Source organism: Devosia sp. A449 (assembly GCF_054489375.1).
On the sequence record NZ_JBTMWU010000002.1, the window covers coordinates 59,727 to 79,193 of the forward strand.

Below are 19,467 nucleotides of genomic sequence, written 5' to 3' on the forward strand. Positions count from 1 at the left end.
TCCCCAACCACGGTGTCACCCCGGCGAAAGCCGGGGCCCATCCTGAGATGCGCGGGCAACCCACATCTCAGGATGTCCCGGATCAATTCCGGGATGACATCGTGGGTGGTGCTGGTCTGGTGCAAAATAGTTCTGGCAGGCCTTCCTGCTTATTCCCAACGCGCTTTCGCCGCGTCATCGGCGGCTTTGGCTTCGATCCAGTGGCTGCCTTTGGGGCCGGTTTCCTGTTTCCAGAACGGGGCGTCGGTCTTGAGGTAGTCCATCAGGAATTCGGCGCCCTTGAAGGCGGCGTCGCGGTGGGGCGAAAGGGTCATCACCTGGACGATGGGCTCGCCGGGGCCAAGGGTGCCATAGCGGTGGATCACCGAGGCGGCCAGCAGGCCGAAGCGGGCCGTGGCCTGGTCGACGATGGCGGTGAGCTGGTTGATGGCCAGCTCGGGATAGCATTCCAGCGTCAAGGCGGTGATCGGATCGGCGGGATTGGAGCGGACGACGCCGGTGAAGGTGACGGCGGCGCCGGCTCCCTGGCCAGCGGCGAGGAAGGCGTTGGTTTCGGCGCCGGGATCGAAGGGGTCGGGGGAGACGCGGACCGCCATCTCAGCCCCCGGTCATCGGCGGAAACAGCGCGACGACGCTGGCGCCGGCGATGGGTGCTTGGTGGCTGACCAGCTTGGCATCGACGGCGGCCTTGATCAGGCTGCGCTTTTCGACCGCCAGGGCAAAGGCTTCGTCGCGAGAGGCCAGCCAGTCGATGAGGTCGGCGACGGTGGCCACTTCAGCGGGAGGCGACACCTCTTCTTCGCCGCGGTTGAGGCGTTCGCGCAGCCAGGCGAAATAGAGGATTTTCATTTCGGCTCTTCGACCAGATGCGGCCAGCTGGCGCGCAGATATTGAAAGCCGGTCCACAAGGTCAGCGCGCCGGCGCCCCACAACACCAGATCGCTGGTGAGGCGCAGGCCGGGGATGATGCGTTCGAGCAGCACGATGGCGAGCGCCACCAGCTGCAGCGTGGTCTTCCACTTGGCCAGCCAGCTGACCGGCAGTACGATTTTGGTGTTGCCGAGAAACTCGCGGAGGCCGGAGACGAAGAATTCGCGGAACAGGATAATGCAGACTGGGATCATGTCGAGGCCGGAGAAGCTGCCATCCCAGGCGAGTGCGGCGATGAGAATGCCGACCAGCAGCTTGTCGGCAATCGGATCAAGCATGCGGCCGAGCGGCGAATACTGGTTCCAGGCGCGCGCCAGATAACCATCGAGCCAGTCGCTGGCGGCGGCGATCACATAGATGATCAGCGCGATCAGCCGCAGCACCACATCGCCCTGCATCACCAGCCAGACAATGGGGATGATCGCCAGGATACGGGCGACGGTGATCAGATTTGGAACGAGGAGGAGCGGGTTTCTGGCCATGGGGCGACAGAACAGGAATGGGGGGAGGGGGTCAAGGGTGTGGCGCGCTCTCATCAACCACCGGACGGCACCTCCCCCTTGACGGGGGAGGCTAGGAGGGGGTGCGAGAGCCCCGATGAATTGGGGCCAATCCAACCCCCACCCTTGATCGCCATTCGAGCGTAGCTCTCATGGCCTTCTCACCTAAAATCGCTCCGTCGGAGCGATTTTGCCTGCGGCCGGCTCGAAGCCCCGCAAGGGGGAGGGTGTCGACTGCGACAATGGCGTTACGCCACAGCCTGATTGGTCACGGCGCGGCGCTGGGTGACGGAGTCGGCGAGGGCTTCGAGGGCGGTTACGGTGGTGTCCCAATCGATGCAGCCGTCGGTGATGGACTGGCCATAGACCAGTTCGCGGCCGGGGATGAGGTCCTGGCGGCCGGCGATGAGGTTGGATTCGACCATGACGCCGATGATGCGGCGGTCGCCGGCGGCCATCTGGGCGCCGATATCGGCGAGCACGTCGGGCTGATTTTCCGGCTTCTTGGACGAATTGGCGTGGCTGGCATCGATCATGATGGTCGGGGCGAGGCCAGATTTTTCGGCTAGAGCGGCGGCGGCGTCGACACTGGCGGCGTCGTAATTGGGGGCTTTGCCGCCGCGCAGGATGATGTGGCAATCCTCATTGCCGGTGGTGGCGGCAATGGCGGACTGGCCGTCCTTGGTGACGGCGAGGAAATGGTGCGACTGGCTGGCCGAGGCGACGGCATCGAGAGCGATCCGCACATTGCCGTCGGTGCCGTTCTTGAAGCCGACCGGACAGGACAGGCCCGAGGCCAGCTCACGGTGAATCTGGCTTTCGGTGGTGCGGGCGCCGATGGCGGCCCAGCTGACCAGATCGGCAATGTATTGCGGCGTGGTCATGTCGAGGAATTCGCAAGCGGCGGGCAGGCCGAGATTGTTGATGTCGAGCAGCAGGGCGCGGGCGGTGTGCAGGCCGACATCGATCTGGAAGCTGCCATCGAGATTGGGGTCGTTGATCAGGCCCTTCCAGCCGACCGTGGTGCGCGGCTTTTCGAAGTAGACGCGCATGATGATCTCCAGCCGGTCGCCCAGGGATTCGCGCAGCGCGACGAGGCGCTTGGCGTAATCCAGCGCCGCAGCGGGATCGTGAATGGAGCAGGGGCCGACGACGACGGCGAGGCGGTCATCCGAGCCGGCAAGGATATTGTGGAAGGCGTGACGGGCGCTGATGACGGTGCGGGTGGCGGCGTCGGTGCGCGGATGCTGGCGCATCACCTCGATCGGGGTGGTCAGCGGCTTGATGGCGGTAATGCGAAGGTCGTCGGTAGATTTGAGCATTTGGTGGTCTCCTCGAGGAATTTTCGGGGAGGCGGCCAATAAAAAAGCCGCCTCGGGTGGGGGCGGCTGGCTCGGTGTTTGGTCGTATCTTGTGAGATCAGATCAAGCGCGCAATAGCCTCCGCCGGGAGCGGATAGCTAAACCAAAACGAAACGGTGGCGACGGAGCGGATCATGGCGGTGGTTGTAGCGCCGGAAGTTGGGACTGTCGAGTCTGACTTTGGTAGGGGCGCTTGGGGGCCTATTCCACCCGATTGAAATGATCGTAGATCAGCTGGGCCATGGCGTTGGAGATGCCGGGGACGGCGGCGAGGTCGGCGAGGGAGGCGCGGCCGGTGGCTTTGGCGGAGCCGAAATGGTTGAGCAAAGCGCGCTTGCGGGTGGGGCCGATGCCCTCGATTTCATCGAGCGGGTTTTTCACCGCCTCCTTTTTGCGCTTGGCGCGGTGGGTGCCGATGGCGAAGCGGTGGGCTTCGTCGCGCAGGCGCTGGACGTAATACAGCACCGGATCGCGATGCGGCAGCATGAAGGCTTCGCGGCCTTCCATGAAGAATTTTTCGCGGCCGGCGTCGCGTTCCTCGCCCTTGGCGATGCCGATAAAGATCACCTCCTTGGGCAGGTTGAGTTCGGCGATGACTTCGCGCACGGCGTTGAGCTGGCCGGCGCCGCCGTCGATGAATACCACGTCGGGCCAGTCGGGCATGCCGGTGGTGTCGTCCTCGGCCTCGTTGTCGCTCTCATTGGCAAGGCGGGTGAAGCGGCGCGTCAGCACTTCGCGCATCATGCCGAAATCGTCGCCGGCGGTGATGTCGGATTTGATGTTGAAGGTGCGGTAGTGCTTTTTGGAAAAGCCTTCCTCGCCCGCCACCACCATGGCGCCGACCATGTTGGTGCCCGAGATATGCGAGTTGTCGTAGGTTTCGATGCGGCGCGGCACGTCTTCGAGGCCGAAGGTTTCGGCCACGCCTTCGAGCAGCACGCGGTTGGTAGCGCCTTCGGCGAGCTGGCGGCCCAGCGCCTCGCGGGCATTGTTGAGGGCGTGATTGACCAGGTCGCGCTTTTCGCCGCGCTTGGGCTGCTCGATATAGACGCGGCGGCCGGCGCGGGTGGAGAGCGCCTCGGTCATCACCTCGGGTTCGGACAGCTCGTGGCTGATCAGCACCAGCCTGGCCGGGGTGCGGTTTTCGTAGAACTGGCCGATAAAGGCTTCCAGCACCTCGGCGTCGGAGAGACTGGCGTCGGCGCGGGGGCGATAGGGGTAATTGCCCCAGTTCTGGAAGGCGCGGAAGAAGAACACCTGCACGCAGAACTGGCCGCCTTCGTGATGGATGGCGAAGACGTCGGCCTCTTCCACCGTCTTGGCGGTGGCGTCGCCCTGCGACTGGACCAGCGCCAGCGCCGAGAGGCGGTCGCGCAGCAGGGCAGCGCGTTCGAAATCAAGCTGTTCGGCGGCCTGGTTCATGTCGTGCTGCAAATGATCGCGCACGCCCTTGGATTTGCCCGAGAGGAACAGACGCGCGTCCTCGACCAGCTCGGCATAGCCTTCCAGCGAAATCTCGCGGGTGCAGGGAGCGGCGCAGCGCTTGATCTGGAATTGGAGGCAGGGACGGGTGCGGGCGGCGTAGAAACTGTCCGAGCAATTGCGCAGCAGAAACGCCTTTTGCAGGCTGGCAATGGTGCGGCCAACGGCGGTGGCCGAGGCGAAGGGGCCGAAATAATGACCCTGCCGGCGACGCGTGCCGCGATGCTTGGTCAGTTCGGGCGCCTCGTGATCGGTGGCGATGAGGATATAGGGAAAGCTCTTGTCGTCGCGCAGCAACACGTTGAAGCGGGGTTTCAGCCGCTTGATCATGTTGGCTTCGAGCAGCAGCGCTTCGGACTCGGTCTCGGTGACCACGAATTCCATGCTGGTGGTCGCGGCGATCATGCGCTGCAGGCGGACTTCGAGGCCGTCGGGGCGGGTGTAATTGGTGACGCGGGCCTTGAGGCTCCGTGCCTTGCCCACATACATGACTTCGCCATCCGCATTGAGCATACGGTAAACGCCGGGGGCGGCGGGCAGGGTACGGACGAAGGCGCGGATGACTTCGTGGCCGCTGGGCGGGGGCGTGGTGTCGTCGGTCATAGCCGGGGCGTCGGTTTGCTCTTGGGCAGATATTCGAGATGCTCGCCGCCGTCGAGCGCCAGCATCTGGCCGGTCATGGACGGAGTGTTGAGCAACATTATGACGCCATCGGCGATGGCCTCGGGGCCGGCATGACGCTGCAACGGCAAGGCGGCGACGGAGCGTTCGAATTCGGCCTGGCTCTGGCGGGTATGCGGCAGCACCGGGCCGGGGCCGATGGCATTGACGCGAATGGATGGGGCCAGCGATTGCGCCAGGGTGCGGGTGGCCGACCACAGCACTGCCTTGGAGAGGCCGTAGCTGAAATAGGCCGGCGTCGGATGCAGCACGCGCTCATCGACCAGATTGACGATATTGCCGTCGACGCCTGCCGGCAGTTGCGCGGCGAAGTCGCGGGCGAGGAAAATCGGCGCCTCGGCATGGATGGCGAAATGCTGGTCCCACAGCGCCTCATCGACATCGCGGGCACTGTCGGGTTCGAAGGTGGAGGCGTTGTTGACCAGCACGGTGAGCGGGCCGAAATGGCTGGCGGCCTGCGCGATCAGCGTGGCGCGCTGCGAGCGGTCGGCGAGGTCGGCCTGGATGATTTCGGCGCATCCACCCTGCTGGCGGATGCCGTCGCGCACCGCAGCGGCACCCTCGGCGTTGCTGCGATAATGGATGATGACCTGGTGACCGGCACGGGCTAGCGCCTGGGCAATGGCGGCGCCAATGCGGTCGCTGGCCCCGGTGACGAGCGCGGCGGAATGAGCGGGTGGTGAGTTGGTGCGATTCGACATGATGGCTGTGTGGGACCTTGTGGCCGGACCATAGGCCGCTTTGGCGGCTTTCTTCAATGCCGGAGAGGGCCGGTTTACCGGGGGCTGCTGACAGTTTCAGACAGGAGCGTTGTCCTTTTGTTGCACCAGAATCGGGCGTAGGCTCTTGTTGTTACGGCAAGCCATTAGCTTGCGGGCACTCCATGAGGGGGGAAGTAAATGGAAGTCATCGTGCCTATCCTCGTCCAGCTCATCGCCGGCGGCGCCGGTGGTAACATTATCGGCCAACTGGCCAAATCGCTCAATCTCGGCACGGCCGGCAACTCGATCGTGGGCGCGGTCGGGGGCATCGCCGGAACCTGGCTGGCCAGCATGATTCCGGGCCTCGATGGCCTGGTTGGTGCGGCTGCGAGCGCTGCGGGAACGGCAGGCGCGGCCGGTGGCCTCGACTTTGCTGCACTGGCCGGGCAGGGCGCCACCGGGCTGGTCAGCGGCGGCGTGCTCACGGCCATTGCGGGTCTGATCAAGTCGGCTATGGCCAAGGCCTGAGCTTTGCGATAGCGCTTTGAACGCCCCGACACCTCGCTGTGCCGGGGCGTTTTCACGTCCATTGATTGCCCATCGCCATGTCCATTCCCGTTGCCGATGCTCGTGCCGACAATATCGGCCGCGCCATCTTCCTGACGCTCATCACCATTGTGGTCTTCGGCGTGCAGGATGCCCTGGCCAAAATTCTGGTGCAGACCTACTCGCCGTTCCAGATCACCATGATGCGCTATTGGGGCTTTGCCGCTTTTTCGCTGCTTCTGGTGATGCGGCAGGCGCCGCTGCGCCAGGCCTTTGCTTCGAAAAAACCGCTGTGGCAGGTGCTGCGCGGCGTGCTGCTGATGGCCGATATCTGGTTGTTCGCGCTGGCGCTGCAGACCGTGCCGCTGGGCGAATTGCAGGCCATCACCCTGGTTTATCCGCTGCTGGTGACGCTGTTCGCCATTCCCATTCTCGGCGAAAAGGTGGGCATTTTCCGTTTTGCCGCGGTGGGCATCGGGTTCCTTGGCGCCTTGGTGATCGTGCGGCCGGGCGGCCTGCCGCTGGATTGGGGCGTGCTGTTCGCGCTGGCTTCGGCAACGCTTTATGCGATTTATATCGTGGTGACCCGCAAGGTCGGCCGGCACGATAGCGCGGCGACCAGCATGATCTATACCGCGACCATCGGGCTGGTGATGTCGGGGGCGGTGGGCGTATTTTTCTGGCAGCCGATGGGCTGGAACGATGTGCTGATGGTGATGACCATCATGGTGACCACCAGCATCGGGCACGGGCTGATGATGCTGGCGCTCTCGATGGCGCCGGCCAGCGTGGTGCAGCCGTTCAATTATTTCTCGCTGCCCTGCGCCATTGTGCTCAGCGTGGTGGTGTTCAACCACTGGATCGACCCGATCTCGCTGATCGGCACGGCCATCATTGTCGGAGCGGGGCTGGTGGTGATGGCGCGTGAGCGCATCAAGCGGGTGCCGGTGGTGGCCGATCCGCGTCTGCCGGGGCAGGAATAGCAAAACGCCGCCCCGAAGGGCGGCGTTCAAAACATTAGTTGCCCATGCAGAAATAGCCGTTGGGACCATTAAAGCAGACGCTGCCGCCATTGTTGCCCGGCCAGGGCTGCGGGCGCGGCGGGCGCGGGTTCCAGTGGGGCGGACGCGGCGGGCGTGGGTTCCACTGCGGCGGGCGATCCCACCCATTGTCCCAGCCACTATCATTATCCCAACCGCCACCGGGACGACCGGGGCGGCCGCGATCGAGATAATTGGCGGAAACCCAGCCATCCGGGCCGCTCTTGACCACATAGCACCAGCTGCCGCGGCACTGCTGCACGTCGACCCGTTCGCCGCGGCGCAGCGTATCGATGGCGCTGTAATGCGTGCCCGGACCCGAGCGCACATTCACATTGCCGGTGGCGACTGCCGGGGCTGCAAAGGCCGCGGCAGACGTCGCCAGAAGCGCCAGGGCGGCGAGGCCGCCAGCCATGAGTTTCTTGCTCAAAACCATATTGGTTCTCCTTGTCTGTTAGGCATTGCCTGCCTGTGACCCTAGAAAACACTTTTACGGATGAACCAGACCTGAATGGTCCGCTCAGATTTACTTCAAAGGCGCAGCAGCGCCACGAAACGCTTGAGGCGCTCGCCCAGCTGCTTGCGCTGTTTGGGCTTGAGTTCGCCCATCAGCGCTTCTTCCAGCTGGCTCCAGTGATCGGCCAGACTGTTGCGGATGCGTACACCCCGTTCGGTGAGGGCAATGCCCGGCGCCAGTTCGGGGCCAACGGCCTGGCGAATGACCAGGCCCCGCTCGATCAGGCGGGTGAGGCGGGCCACCAGAGCGGCCTCGGGCAGGCCTAGCTCGGCGGCCAGCTCGGCTTCGGTGGTGCCGGAGCGGCCCAGCTCAAACAGCACGGCGTCGTCGCCCGGTTCCAGTCCCTTCTCGAGCAAAGGCAGCAGCAGCGCCTTATGCGCGAGCTGGCCGGCTTCGATGAGCCGGTAGAGAGTGGATCGGGATGAAGGTCTGGACATAGGCAGGAAAATAGTCCGGCTCCTCGGTCACGTCGATTGGCGTCCTATCCTATCGTTAATCGTGGACGGACCAAGGTCAGTTATTGTTCACCCAGCGCAGGTGAGTTATGCGTAGATTACCTCGCTGACGTGAACGGAGTGCCATGACGCAGGACCTCGCCCGCATCCGTGCTTTCGTTCAGGTCTTCGACGCCGCCGGGTTTTCGGCGGCCGCGCGCCAGCATGGGCGCTCCAAAGCACTGCTCAGCAAATATGTCACCGATCTCGAGGATTATCTCGGGGTTCGGCTGATGAACCGCACCACGCGCAAGCTCAGCCTGACCGAGGCGGGGGAAGCCTATTACCGCGAAGCCAGCGCGCTGTTGCAGCAGCTGGACGATCTCGACGCCACCATTACCGATCAGACCGCGGCACCGCGCGGGCTGCTGCGGGTGTCGGCGCCGCGCAATTTCGGCGAGTCGACATTGGCGCCGGCGATTTACGATTATCTCAAGAAATATCCCAAGGTGACGCTCGATCTGCGGCTAGAGGATCGCTATGTCGACCTGATCGACGAGGGGATAGACGTGGCGCTGCGCATTTCGACGCTCGGCGATTCCTCGCTGATCGCGCGCAAGATTGCCGATATGCAGGTGGTGGTGGGAGCGGCGCCAGAGCTGCTCAAGCTGCATGGCACGCCCAAGCATCCCGAGGATTTGCGGCATCTGCCCTGCATTGTCGACGTCAATCTGCAGGGGCAGTCGAACTGGCGCTTTGTCGAGGATGGCAAGACCATTTCGGTGCCGGTCAATGGGCCGCTGCGGGTCAATTCCCCGCTGGCGGCGCGGCAGGCGGCGGTGATGGGTCTCGGATTTGTCGTATTGCCATCCTATCTGGCCGATCCGGCAGTGAACAGCGGCGAGCTGGTGCCGGTGCTGGGTGAATATTTGCCGACCGGACAGACGCTACAGGCGGTCTATCCGCATCGGCGGCATCTGGCGGGCAAGGTGCGGGCGCTGATCGACCATCTGGTCGAGTGGTTCCAGAACCATCCTATCGGTTAAGGGCAGGTCTTTGAATTTTTGGGCTGTTTCGCGCCGGGTGATCGGCGTTGTCGCTGTGATGCTGGGGTTGGTCGTGCCCGCCATGGCGCATCCGCATATTCTGATCGATGCCAAGGCCGTGGTGGTGTTTGACAGCACTGGCGCGGTGGCCGGGCTGCGCCATGCCTGGACTTTCGACGCGGCCTTTTCGGCCTGGATGGTACAGGGGCTCGACACCAATGGTGACCGCGTCACCAGCCCCGAGGAATTGCAGCCGCTGGCCGACGAGAATATGGCCGACCTCGCCGATTTTGGTTTTTACACCTATGCCGGCGCGCGCGATGCGCCGATGGCCTTCACGGCAGTGGGCGACCAGCGCATGGTCTATGACGATGGCCGGGTGACGCTGAGCTTTTCGGTGAATGCCACCACGCCGTTGCCGGCAGGCGGGCGGTTCGAGCTGGCGGTGTATGACCCGGAATATTACGTCGCCATCAGCTTTGCCGAGGCGACGGATGTCACGCTGGAGAATGCGCCGGACAGTTGCGCAGCGGTGCTGGTGCCGCCGACGCCGATGGACCGGGCGGTCGAGGAACGGCTCTATGCGCTGGGGCCGGAGGTGCTGGAACTGCCGCCCGATCTTGCGGCGGCGATGCGCGGCACGCAGGGCATGATCGCGGTCAATTGCGGCGCTGCGCCGGTGGCGGCGACGGCGCTGGAGGCAGCCAACCAGGTTGCCGAAGCGCGCCCGGCCACGCCGTTTGGCGGCCCGCCGCCGGAGCCGGGACTGAACCTGCCACGCAGCGGCTTTTTCGGCTGGCTGCAGGACCAGCAGCGCAATTTTTATGGCGCCATGACCAATTCGCTCGACGCATTGCGCACCGACTGGACCGCGTTCTGGGTGCTGGGCGGGCTGAGCTTTCTCTATGGCGTGTTTCATGCCGCCGGGCCGGGGCATGGCAAGGTGGTGATCTCGTCCTATGTGCTGGCCAACGAGACGCAGCTGCGGCGCGGGGTGAGCCTGAGCGTGCTGTCGGCGATGCTGCAATCGCTGGTGGCGGTGGTGTTCGTACTGATCGCGGCGGGGCTGATGGGCCTGGGCAGTGTCGCCCTGGGTGACGCCGCCAACTGGATCGGTATTGCCTCCTACGGCCTCGTGGCGCTGCTGGGGCTGTGGCTGGTGGCGCGCAAGATTTTTGGCTGGGGCCATCATCACCACCACCATGAGGATATGACGCAGAAGGCGCGTGGGCATCTGCATGATCATGTTCATGAACATCACCGCGACCATGATCACCATGACGGCCATGCGCATGTGGTGACGCCGCAGGCGGCGAGCGGCAGCTGGCGCGAGCAATTGGGCGTGGTGCTGGCGGTGGGGCTGCGGCCGTGTTCGGGGGCGCTGGTGGTGCTGGTGTTCGCGTTGTCGCAGGGGCTGCTGGTGGCGGGAATCGCCGCGGTGTTCCTGATGGGGGCGGGCACGGCGATCACCGTGGCCCTGCTGGCGACACTGGCGGTGACGGCCAAGGGGCTGGCGCGGCGGATCGGGGGCGTCGACAACCCGGTGACGGGAGCGATTGTCTGGTGGGTGGAGCTGTTGGGGGCGTTTGCGGTGCTGGCCTTTGGCGTGCTGCTGCTGATCGCGAGCCTCTAGCGCGACCCATCGCCGCCTTGCGGATGACGGTGGAGCGGTTAAGGTGCGCCCCAGCCTAGAACCCTTCCAAACTGGCCGCTCATGTCCCAAAATTTTCCGCCCGATCATCCCTTCGTTCAACCGCCCAAGATCGGCGTCGTGCTGCTCAATCTGGGCACGCCGGATGCGACGGATTACTGGAGCGTGCGGCGCTACCTCAAGGAATTCCTCAGCGACCCGCGCGTCATCGAGACGCCGAAGTGGCTGTGGTGGCCGATTCTCAATCTGGCGATTCTGAGCGTGCGGCCGCAAAAGAGCGGCGAAGCCTATGCCCAGATCTGGGATAAGGAAAAAAATGAGAGCCCGTTGCGGGTGATCACGCGCGACCAGACCGAGGCGCTGGCGGCGCGGCTGGCCGGGCACGACAATATCGTGGTGGATTTTGCCATGCGCTATGGCAATCCTTCCACCAAGAGCGTGATGGAGAAGCTGCGGGCGGCGGGTTGCCAGAAGATCCTGCTGGTGCCGCTCTATCCGCAATACTCGGCGACCACGACGGGAACGGCCAATGACAAGGCGTTCGAGGCGCTGGGGACGATGCGCTGGCAGCCCGCCGTGCGCACCGCGCCGGCCTATTTCGCCGATGCAAAATATATCGAGACGCTCGGCAATTCGATCCGCGATGGCGTGGCAGCGCTCGACTTCGAGCCGGATTTGGTGGTGACCAGCTATCACGGCATGCCGGTGGAATATCTGGAGCGGGGCGACCCGTATTATTGCCAGTGCCACAAGACCACGCGGCTGGTGCGCGAATATCTGGGCTGGGACGAGTCCAAGATCATGGTGACGTTCCAGTCGCGCTTCGGCCCGACCAAGTGGCTGGAGCCCTATACCGACGCGACGCTGGCGGCGTTGCCAGGGCGCGGCACCAAGAAGATCGCTATTCTGGCGCCGGCGTTTTCGGCCGACTGCATCGAGACGCTGGAAGAAATCGCCATGGAAGGGCAGCAGATTTTCAAGGACGCCGGGGGCGAGAACTTCGCCTATATCCCATGCCTCAATGACAGTGCTGCCGGCATGGACATGATCGAAGCCATGGTACGCCGCGAACTGGGCGGCTGGATCTAGGCGACCGCCTACTGGGCCAGCTTGCCGCCGTCGATGATGGCTTTGACTTCGCGTTCGACGGTGTCGAGCAGGCGGTTGATGGCCGAGACGGCGGCGTCGACGTCACTGGCGAGGATGGCGTCGGCCAGCTCGCGGTGGATGGGGAACGAGTCGAGGCCGAAATTGTCGGCGGCGAAGGGCGAGTGGCCGCCGCGTTCCAGCGCGTGATCGAGATTCATCAGCAACTGGCCATACATCGGATTGCCGGTGGCGTCGTAAATGGCGCCATGGAAGGCGTGGTCGGCCTTGCGCCAGGGGCGGCCGGCATCGACTTCAATCAGCAGCACATCACAGAGCCTGGAAATCTGCTGGCGCTGGTTGGTGGTGGCCTTGAGCGTTGCCTTGCGCACGACGTCGTTTTCCAGCGTGCGGCGGATTTCCATCAGCCGCAGCAGCGCTTCGCCTTCGAGGCGGACCATGGTGGGCACCAGCCCACGCGAGGTCTGCACCCGGGCGGAGAGATAGGTGCCATCGCCACGGCGGCGGCGGATGATGCCCAGCCCTTCCCAGCGATTGAGCGCTTCGCGGATGGTGGAGCGGCCGACGCCGAGCGTGGCGGCCAGCGAGACTTCGGGCGGCAGGCGGTCACCGATCTTGAGGCCGGAGCGCTCGACCATATCGGCCAGCGCGTCGAGCACCGCCACCCCCCGGGTGCGGGTTTCGAGTGGCTCGAGATAGCTCAGGGCCGCCTGTGTCACTGCGCCATATCCTCCTGGTGTGTCGCTGGCTCCACACATCACAGTTTGCGGGGTTTGTCAGCCTTGCGATGCGGCGCGCGGGGCGGCTGAGGCCGAAAGGCCGAGCAATTCGGTCAGCGCGTCGATCAGTAAATCCATCTGTGGCTTGGAATTATAGCCCTGCACCGAGAGGCGCACGATGCAAATGTCCTGCCATTTGAACACGGGAATTTCGATATTGTAGCGGGTGAGCAGCGCGTCCTTGATGGCTTCGACGTCGCAGTCGGGCACTGGCATGGCGACCATTTGCGGGGCACAGAATTCGGCGGCGCTGAGCGGGGCGAGGTCGGTGCGTTCGCCAAGGCGGCGCGCGGTGTCCTGCGCCAGGGACTGGCAATGGGCGGCGACGGCATCCCAGTCATTGTCGCGGCGGAACTCCAGCGCTGCCGGCACGGTGAGCCAGGCAGATGGGTCGCGGGTGCCCTGCATTTCCAGCTCATCGATGAAGGGCGAATTGCCGAACGCGCCCTTGGTCCCCGGCTCCTTGGACTTGTCGGTCCAGCCATGGCTGATGACCAGCGGGTTGAGCAGGGGCTGCATTTCGGGGCGGGCGTGGAGGAACGCCGAGCCCTTGGGGGCCATCATCCATTTGTGGCAATTGCCGGCATAGAAATCGGCGCCGAGGGCATCGAGGTCGAGCTTGATATGGCCGGGGGTGTGGGCGCCGTCGATGACGCTCCAGATGCCGCGCTTGCGGGCTTCGGCAATGGCGCGTTCGATGGGGAAGAGCAGGGCGGTCGGCGAGGTGATGTGGCTGAGGAACAGCACCTTGGTGCGCTCGGTCATGCCGGCGAGAATGGTGTCGGTGAACTGCGCCTCGGTCAGCAGCGGCATCGGCACTTTGACCACGACCACTTCCGCGCCGGTGCGGCGGGTGACATAGGCCCAGGTCTTTTCCAGCGCCGAATATTCGTGGTCGGTGGTGAGAATCTGGTCGCCGGGTTTGAGGTCGAGCGATTGGGCGACGATGTTGAGGCCGAGCGTGGCGTTGGTGAGGCCCACGAGGTCTTCCGGGCTACAGCCCAGTTCGGCGGCGAGCGCGACGCGGGGGACGCGCATATTCTCGGTCAGCTTGCGGCCGAGGAACTCCACCGGCTGGCCTTCCAGCTCGAGCTGCCAGTTCTGGTAGGTGCTGAAGACCGGGCGCGGGCAGGCGCCGAACGAGCCGTGATTGAGAAAGACGACATCCTCGCGAATGAGGAATTGCCGGGCGAGATTTTCGGACACTTCAACGGCCTTTCAGGGTCGGATCGAGGGCATCGCGCAGGCCATCGCCAAACAGCGTGGTGGCCAGCACGGTGATGGCGAGCGCGGCAGTGGGGAACACCGCCATGTGCCAGTAGAAGAACATGAAATCGATGCCCTCATTGATCATCTGGCCCCAGGTCGGGGTGGGCGGGGGCACGCCGATGCCGAGGAAGCTGAGGCTGGCTTCGAGCATCATCGCCATGGGGATGGCGAGCACGAAGCCGACAATGATCGGGGAGATCGAATTGGGAATGAGGTGGCGGCGGATGATATACCAGGGGGAAGCCCCCAGCGCCTGCGCGGCCCGGACGAATTCCTTTTCGCGGAAGGCTTTGACCTGGGCGCGCACCAGCAGGCACACCTGCACCCAGCCGAACAGCGCCGCGATCAGTACGATGGTGAAATAGCCGCCGCGGGTGAGGGCGCCGAGCAGCATGGCGGCCAGCAGTGGCGGCACCACCGAGAACAGCTCGATGACGCGCATGACGATCCAGTCGGTGCGGCCGCCGAAATAGCCGGCCAGCGCCCCGAGGGGAATGCCGATGATGATGCTGAACACCGCAGCGGCAAAGCCGATGGTGAGCGAGACGCGGGACCCGTAGACGATGCGGGTGTAAAAATCGCGGCCCAGATCATCGACGCCGAACCAGTGCTGGGCCGAGGGGAAGGCCAGCGCCTCCTTGCGGAACAGCTGGGCCTCGGGTGGGGCGGGGGTGATCAGCGGCGCGAAGATGGCCATCAGGATCAGGATGGCCAGCACCACCCCGGCGGTGACGGCGGCCTTGTTGCCGGTGAAGCGCCGCCAGGCGAACCAGAGCGGATTGCGCTGGCGATAGGCGGGGGCGGGCGCAGCGATAGTCATGGCTCGCCTCCGACGCGGATGCGGGGGTTGATCAGGGCATAGACGATGTCGCTGAGCAGATAGGCGATGCAGTACATGAAGGTGATCATCAGCATCAGCGCCATTTCGAGGGGATAATCGCGACCCTCGATGGAGGAGACGAAATAGGCGCCGAGCCCCGGCACGCGGAACATGGCTTCAACGAAGATCGAGCCGGTGGCGGTGCCGATGAACATCGGCAGGAATACTGTGACCAGCGGGATCGCCGAATTGCGCAGCACGTGCTGGAAGACGATGCGGCGCTCGCTGAGCCCCTTGGCGCGCAGCACGGTGACGAAGGGGCGGTTGAGCGTGTCGAGCATGGCCGAGCGGGTGTAGCGGGCATAGGTGGCCAGCGGGATCAGCGCATAGGCGGTGATCGGCAGGATCCAGCGCTCGGGCTTGCCCCAGCCGCTGGCGGGGAGCCAGTTGAGCCAGACGGCGAAGACCAGGATCAGCAGCATGGACGAGACGAAGACTGGAATGGTCAGGCCCAATGTCGCCAGCGTCGAGGCGAGATAGTCGATCCAGGTGTTGCGATTGAGCGCGGCGGCCATGCCGAGCAGAATGCCAAGCGGGGTGCCGATGACGACGCCGAGGCCGCCGAGGACGAGGCTGGGGACCCAGGCGCGGGACAGCAGTTGGGTGACGGTTTCGCCGGGGCTTTGATAGGGCACGCCGAAGTCGAAATGCAGCACGCCCCACATGTAGCGCAGATACTGAACATACAACGGCTGATCGAGGCCGAGCTGGGCCATCAGCTTGGCCCGCACGGCGGCGGAGACCGGCATGTCATTGGCGTCGAACGGCCCGCCGGGAATGGCGTGCATCATGAAGAAGATGATGAGGGAGACGACGATGAAGGTGACGGCGACCGAGATCAGGCGGCGCAGGATGTAGCCTAGCATGATGGCGTCCTCGCTGCCGGGTGCGTGGGACTCCACCCCCTCCTAGCCTCCCCCTTCAAGGGGGAGGTAAAGATCGAGTTTGGGGCGCGATCTGGGTTTACCCATCGGACAGTACCTCCCCCTTGAAGGGGGAGGTTAGGAGGGGGTGATTTGCTGAGCTGCTGCATATCGATCTCCCTCACGTGGTCACAATCGCTTCGACGCGATGGTTGGGGGCGATGGTCACCAGTTGCGGGGTGGCGTTGGGGGCGAGGCCGGTCTGGATCACGGTGTAGCGCGGCGTTTGCGCGGCGATCTGTTCTGCGGCGAGGAAGCTGCGGGTGCGGCGGTCGCGGGGATTGGCGGCGGGGATCGCGTCGAGCAGAGCGCGGGTATAGGGGTGCTGCGGTTCGTTGAAGATGCGGTCGGTGGGCGCTTCCTCGACGACGCGGCCGCGATACATGACGACGACGCTATCGGTGAGCGATTTGACCGTCGATAGATCGTGGCTGATGAACAGCATGGAGAGGCCCATTTCGGCCTGCAACTCCTTGAGCAGGCCGATGATCTGCGCCTTGACGGTGACATCGAGCGCCGAGGTGGGTTCGTCGGCCACCAGCACAGTCGGGCCGAGGATCAGGGCGCGGGCGATGGCGACGCGCTGGCGCTGGCCGCCAGAGAGTTCGTGCGAATAGCGATTGCCGAAATTGCGCGGCAGGCCGACGCGTTCGAGCCAGTCGAGCGCCTTTTCGGTCTGTTCGCGGGCGGTGCCAACGCCATGGATATGCAGCGGTTCGGCGATGATCTGGGCCAAAGTCATCATCGGGTCGAGGGCAGAATAGCTGTCCTGAAACACGATCTGCATGCGGCGGCGAAAGGCTTTGAGCGCGTCGGAGTCGAGGCCGGAGATATCGGTGCCATCGACCAGGATTTGGCCGCTGCTGGGCTCGGTGAGGCGCATGGCCATCATGCCGGTGGTGGTTTTGCCGGAGCCGGATTCGCCGACCAGGCCGACGATCTTGTTGCGCGGCAGCACGATATCGACCGGGTGCACGGCGTGGAAATCGCTGTAGGTCGAGAGCAGGCCCGCGCGGCGGCGGATGCGGTAGGTTTTGGCGAGACCGCGCAATTCGAGCGCCGGGGCAGCGGTGGCATCGTCGCCGCGCGAGGGGTCGAAACTGGTGGTGAGGCTGGCGAGCAGGGTTTTGGTATAGGCGTGCTGCGGGGCATCGAATATCTGCTGCACCGAGCCTTCTTCCATCACCGCGCCGTCATACATCACCAGCACGCGGTCGACGGTTTCGGCGATGACGCCGAGGTCATGAGTGATCATGATCAGGGCCATGCCGAACTCGGCCTGCACCTGTTTGATGAGCTGGAGTATCTGCGCCTGAATGGTGACGTCGAGCGCGGTGGTGGGCTCGTCGGCGATCAGCACTTTGGGGCGGCAGGAGAGCGCCATGGCGATCATGGCGCGCTGCAACATGCCGCCGGAGAGCTGGTGCGGATAGTAATTGAGCACGTCGCCGGCGTTCTTGATTTCGACGCGCAGCAGCAATTGTTCGGCTTCGGCCAGGGCTTCGCGTTGCGAGACGCGGCGGTGGGCGCGGATGGTTTCGCCGATCTGGTGGCCGATGGTGAAGACCGGGTCGAAGGCGGTCATCGGGTCCTGAAAGATCATCGCGGCGGCGCGGCCGCGCAGGCGGGCGAGGTCTTCCTTGTTGGCGGTGAGGACGTCGATGCCGTCGAGGCGGAGCTTGCTGGCGCTGACATTGGCGGTGGCGGGCAGCAGGCGCAGCAGGGCGGCGCAACTGACCGATTTGCCGGAGCCGGATTCGCCGACAATGCCGAGACTTTCGCCCTCGTTGACAGTCAGGCTGACGCCACGGACCGCATCGATCTGGCCGCCATATTGGCTGAAGCTGACCCGGAGGTCTTCGATTTCGACAAGTGGCATGGGTTGGCCCTGGCAGGAGAGAAGGGCGCCTCCCAGTCCGGGGACCGGGAGGCGCGGCAAGACCGGGATTACTGCTTCGTCAAATGCGTGAAGAAGTAGTGGGCCAGGCGGTCGAGTGGGGTGAAGCCCAGGGCATTGGGCTGGGAGGCATCGCCGCCGAGTTCATCGGAGATGACGGCGATGGTGATCGGGTGGACCAGCGGCACGATCAGCCCCTGATCGATCATGATCTGCTCGGCCTGGGCGTAGAGCTGATAGCGGGTATCCCACTCCGAGGCGGAGTCGGCCTCGGCGACGATCGCGTCATATTCGGGGATGTGGTAGCCGTGCCGGCCGCCATTGTAGAAGATGCCGTAGAAGTTGGACGGGTCGAGATAGTCGTACTCATAGGGCGCGATGAAGATGTTGTTCTTCTTGTTGAGCAGCCCATCCATCCAGTCGGCGCCGGGCAGGACGCGGATATTCATGGTGATGCCCAGCACGTCCTTGAACTCGGCCTGCAGGAACTGCGCCATGGCCGGGATGATGGCGCCGTTATAGCCACCCTCTTCGCGATACCAGATCTCGATTTCGGGGAAGCCCTCGCCATTGGCGAAGCCGGCATCGGCCATGAACTGCTTGGCCTTTTCGGGGTCAAATACGGCCTCGGCGGCGATGTCGGGATTGTAGCCAGGATAGCCCGGCGGCAGGATCGAACCGGCGGGGATGGCGATGTCCTTGAGCACGGTTGAGGTCAGCTCGTTGCGGTCCACGGCATAATAGAAGGCGCGGCGGACATTGACGTCGTTGAACGGCGCGGCATCCAGATCGTAGGAAATATAGGAGGTGGCGAAGACCGCGTTCTTGCGGATGCCATCGGGGTAGCGCTGCGTCGCCACCGGCACCTGGCCGGTATTGAGGAAGGAATAATCCGCATCGCCGGCGAGGAAGGCCGGAAGGCCCACTTCGGGCGCGCCGAGGGTGGGGTCGATTTCGAGGCGGTCGATCTGGGCCTGCCAGGGGCCGGTATAGGTGTCGGACTTGGTCATCACGACCGAGTTGTTGGATTTTTCCCAGCTCTCCAGCTCGAACGGGCCCGAGGAGACGATGGTGTCGACATTGACGGCCCAATCGTCGCCGAATTTGTCGAACTGGTGTTTCGGCACCGGATACCAGAGGCTGGTGACCGAGGGCAGATAGGGTTTTGGCGCGATGGTGGTGACTTCGATGGTCAGATCATCGACGGCCTTGAGGCCGAGGGTGGAGACGTCGGCAGTGCCTTCGGTGACCTCTTTCCAGCCCTTGATGCCGCCGGCAAAATCCCAATACCAGGCAAAGTCGTAGCCGGTCGTGGCGGCGCGCTGCAGGGCGAAGATGTAGTCATCGGCCGTGAGCGGTTCGCCATCGGACCAGACCAGGCCAGGGCGCAGCTTGAAGGTCCAGGTGAGGCCATCCTCGGACTGGCTCCAGCTTTCGGCCGCCATTGGCGTCAGCTCGAATTCCTTGTCGAAGGTGGCAATCGGCACCTGCAGCAATTCGGCGAAGGTGGCGCGGTCATAGACCGTCTTCATGTAGTCCATATAGGTGCCGGTGGTGGACTGCCCCGGCGCGACGACGGTGGTCTGGGCCAAAACCGGTGCCGTCAAAGCCGTGGCGACGGCCAGCACTCCGGCGAATTTCAGCATTGAATTCATCATGCTCCCTCCTTGTTGCAGATGCTCTTCTGGACGTTTCCGTAAGCCGCTCCTTGCCGGAGCTGGTC

General features: G+C 64.3%; 19 protein-coding genes. 5 read left to right on the plus strand and 14 right to left on the minus strand.

Translation table 11 applies throughout. The features are described from left to right. Positions 1-149: 149 nt before the first annotated feature. The 6 genes from ACX3OW_RS06065 to ACX3OW_RS06090 form a co-directional block, all read right to left on the minus strand. The gene (locus ACX3OW_RS06065) at positions 150-596 is read right to left on the minus strand and encodes a molybdenum cofactor biosynthesis protein MoaE (RefSeq protein ID WP_459094865.1); all 447 of its coding nucleotides are present in this window, start codon (positions 594-596) and stop codon (positions 150-152) included. A gap of 1 nt (position 597) precedes the next feature. Continuing rightward, complete coding sequence (gene moaD, locus ACX3OW_RS06070) at positions 598-849, minus strand: molybdopterin converting factor subunit 1 (RefSeq protein ID WP_459094866.1); 252 nt, start codon at positions 847-849, stop codon at positions 598-600. Further along, on the minus strand, positions 846-1,412 hold the full coding sequence (gene pgsA / locus ACX3OW_RS06075; RefSeq protein ID WP_459094867.1) for a CDP-diacylglycerol--glycerol-3-phosphate 3-phosphatidyltransferase: 567 nt from the start codon (positions 1,410-1,412) through the stop codon (positions 846-848). Before pgsA ends, moaD begins: the two co-directional genes overlap by 4 nt. A 266-nt stretch (positions 1,413-1,678) precedes the next feature. Further along, positions 1,679-2,752, minus strand: a complete 1,074-nt coding sequence (locus tag ACX3OW_RS06080) for a 3-deoxy-7-phosphoheptulonate synthase (protein ID WP_459094868.1) — start codon at positions 2,750-2,752, stop codon at positions 1,679-1,681. A gap of 240 nt (positions 2,753-2,992) precedes the next feature. After that, positions 2,993-4,876, minus strand: a complete 1,884-nt coding sequence (gene uvrC / locus ACX3OW_RS06085) for an excinuclease ABC subunit UvrC (RefSeq protein ID WP_459094869.1) — start codon at positions 4,874-4,876, stop codon at positions 2,993-2,995. Further along, positions 4,873-5,655 carry an SDR family oxidoreductase gene (locus tag ACX3OW_RS06090; RefSeq protein ID WP_459094870.1) on the minus strand — a complete coding sequence of 261 codons (783 nt, stop codon included), beginning with the start codon at positions 5,653-5,655 and terminating at the stop codon, positions 4,873-4,875. Before ACX3OW_RS06090 ends, uvrC begins: the two co-directional genes overlap by 4 nt. A 198-nt stretch (positions 5,656-5,853) precedes the next feature. Here ACX3OW_RS06090 and ACX3OW_RS06095 point away from each other — a divergent pair, with 198 nt between their 5' ends. Next, positions 5,854-6,183, plus strand: coding sequence for a hypothetical protein (locus ACX3OW_RS06095; protein ID WP_459094871.1), 330 nt, complete (start codon positions 5,854-5,856; stop codon positions 6,181-6,183). A 77-nt stretch (positions 6,184-6,260) separates the two neighbouring features. After that, positions 6,261-7,184, plus strand: a complete 924-nt coding sequence (locus tag ACX3OW_RS06100) for a DMT family transporter (protein WP_459094872.1) — start codon at positions 6,261-6,263, stop codon at positions 7,182-7,184. A 34-nt stretch (positions 7,185-7,218) separates the two neighbouring features. On the opposite strand, the gene ACX3OW_RS06105 is transcribed toward ACX3OW_RS06100, so the two are convergent. Then, positions 7,219-7,671: an SH3 domain-containing protein gene (locus ACX3OW_RS06105; RefSeq protein ID WP_459094873.1), complete on the minus strand. Its 453-nt coding sequence runs from the start codon at positions 7,669-7,671 to the stop codon at positions 7,219-7,221. Positions 7,672-7,772: 101 nt separating this feature from the next. Then, positions 7,773-8,195 (minus strand): MarR family winged helix-turn-helix transcriptional regulator, encoded by a 423-nt coding sequence (locus ACX3OW_RS06110; RefSeq protein ID WP_459094874.1) that lies wholly within the window; start codon positions 8,193-8,195, stop codon positions 7,773-7,775. A gap of 143 nt (positions 8,196-8,338) precedes the next feature. Between ACX3OW_RS06110 and ACX3OW_RS06115 the strand changes: the two genes are divergently transcribed. The 3 genes from ACX3OW_RS06115 (at position 8,339) to hemH (ending at position 11,978) form a co-directional block, all read left to right on the plus strand. Further along, positions 8,339-9,238, plus strand: coding sequence for a LysR family transcriptional regulator (locus ACX3OW_RS06115; RefSeq protein WP_459094875.1), 900 nt, complete (start codon positions 8,339-8,341; stop codon positions 9,236-9,238). 10 nt (positions 9,239-9,248) lie between these two features. Then, entirely contained in the window at positions 9,249-10,871 is a 1,623-nt protein-coding gene (locus tag ACX3OW_RS06120; protein WP_459094876.1) for a HoxN/HupN/NixA family nickel/cobalt transporter, read from the plus strand. A gap of 81 nt (positions 10,872-10,952) precedes the next feature. Continuing rightward, on the plus strand, positions 10,953-11,978 hold the full coding sequence (gene hemH / locus ACX3OW_RS06125; protein WP_459094877.1) for a ferrochelatase: 1,026 nt from the start codon (positions 10,953-10,955) through the stop codon (positions 11,976-11,978). An 8-nt stretch (positions 11,979-11,986) separates the two neighbouring features. On the opposite strand, the gene ACX3OW_RS06130 is transcribed toward hemH, so the two are convergent. From ACX3OW_RS06130 to ACX3OW_RS06155, 6 genes are all read right to left on the minus strand, one after another. Then, positions 11,987-12,715 carry a FadR/GntR family transcriptional regulator gene (locus ACX3OW_RS06130; protein WP_459094878.1) on the minus strand — a complete coding sequence of 243 codons (729 nt, stop codon included), beginning with the start codon at positions 12,713-12,715 and terminating at the stop codon, positions 11,987-11,989. 57 nt (positions 12,716-12,772) lie between these two features. Beyond that, on the minus strand, positions 12,773-13,981 hold the full coding sequence (locus tag ACX3OW_RS06135; RefSeq protein ID WP_459094879.1) for an aminotransferase class V-fold PLP-dependent enzyme: 1,209 nt from the start codon (positions 13,979-13,981) through the stop codon (positions 12,773-12,775). 1 nt (position 13,982) lies between these two features. Next, a complete protein-coding gene (locus ACX3OW_RS06140; RefSeq protein WP_459094880.1) occupies positions 13,983-14,864 on the minus strand; it encodes an ABC transporter permease in 882 nt (293 codons plus the stop codon). Then, a complete protein-coding gene (locus ACX3OW_RS06145) occupies positions 14,861-15,790 on the minus strand; it encodes an ABC transporter permease (protein WP_459094881.1) in 930 nt (309 codons plus the stop codon). Before ACX3OW_RS06145 ends, ACX3OW_RS06140 begins: the two co-directional genes overlap by 4 nt. A 178-nt stretch (positions 15,791-15,968) precedes the next feature. After that, entirely contained in the window at positions 15,969-17,726 is a 1,758-nt protein-coding gene (locus tag ACX3OW_RS06150; protein WP_459094882.1) for an ABC transporter ATP-binding protein, read from the minus strand. Positions 17,727-17,794: 68 nt separating this feature from the next. Then, positions 17,795-19,402 carry a peptide ABC transporter substrate-binding protein gene (locus ACX3OW_RS06155; RefSeq protein WP_459094883.1) on the minus strand — a complete coding sequence of 536 codons (1,608 nt, stop codon included), beginning with the start codon at positions 19,400-19,402 and terminating at the stop codon, positions 17,795-17,797. Positions 19,403-19,467 lie beyond the last annotated feature (65 nt).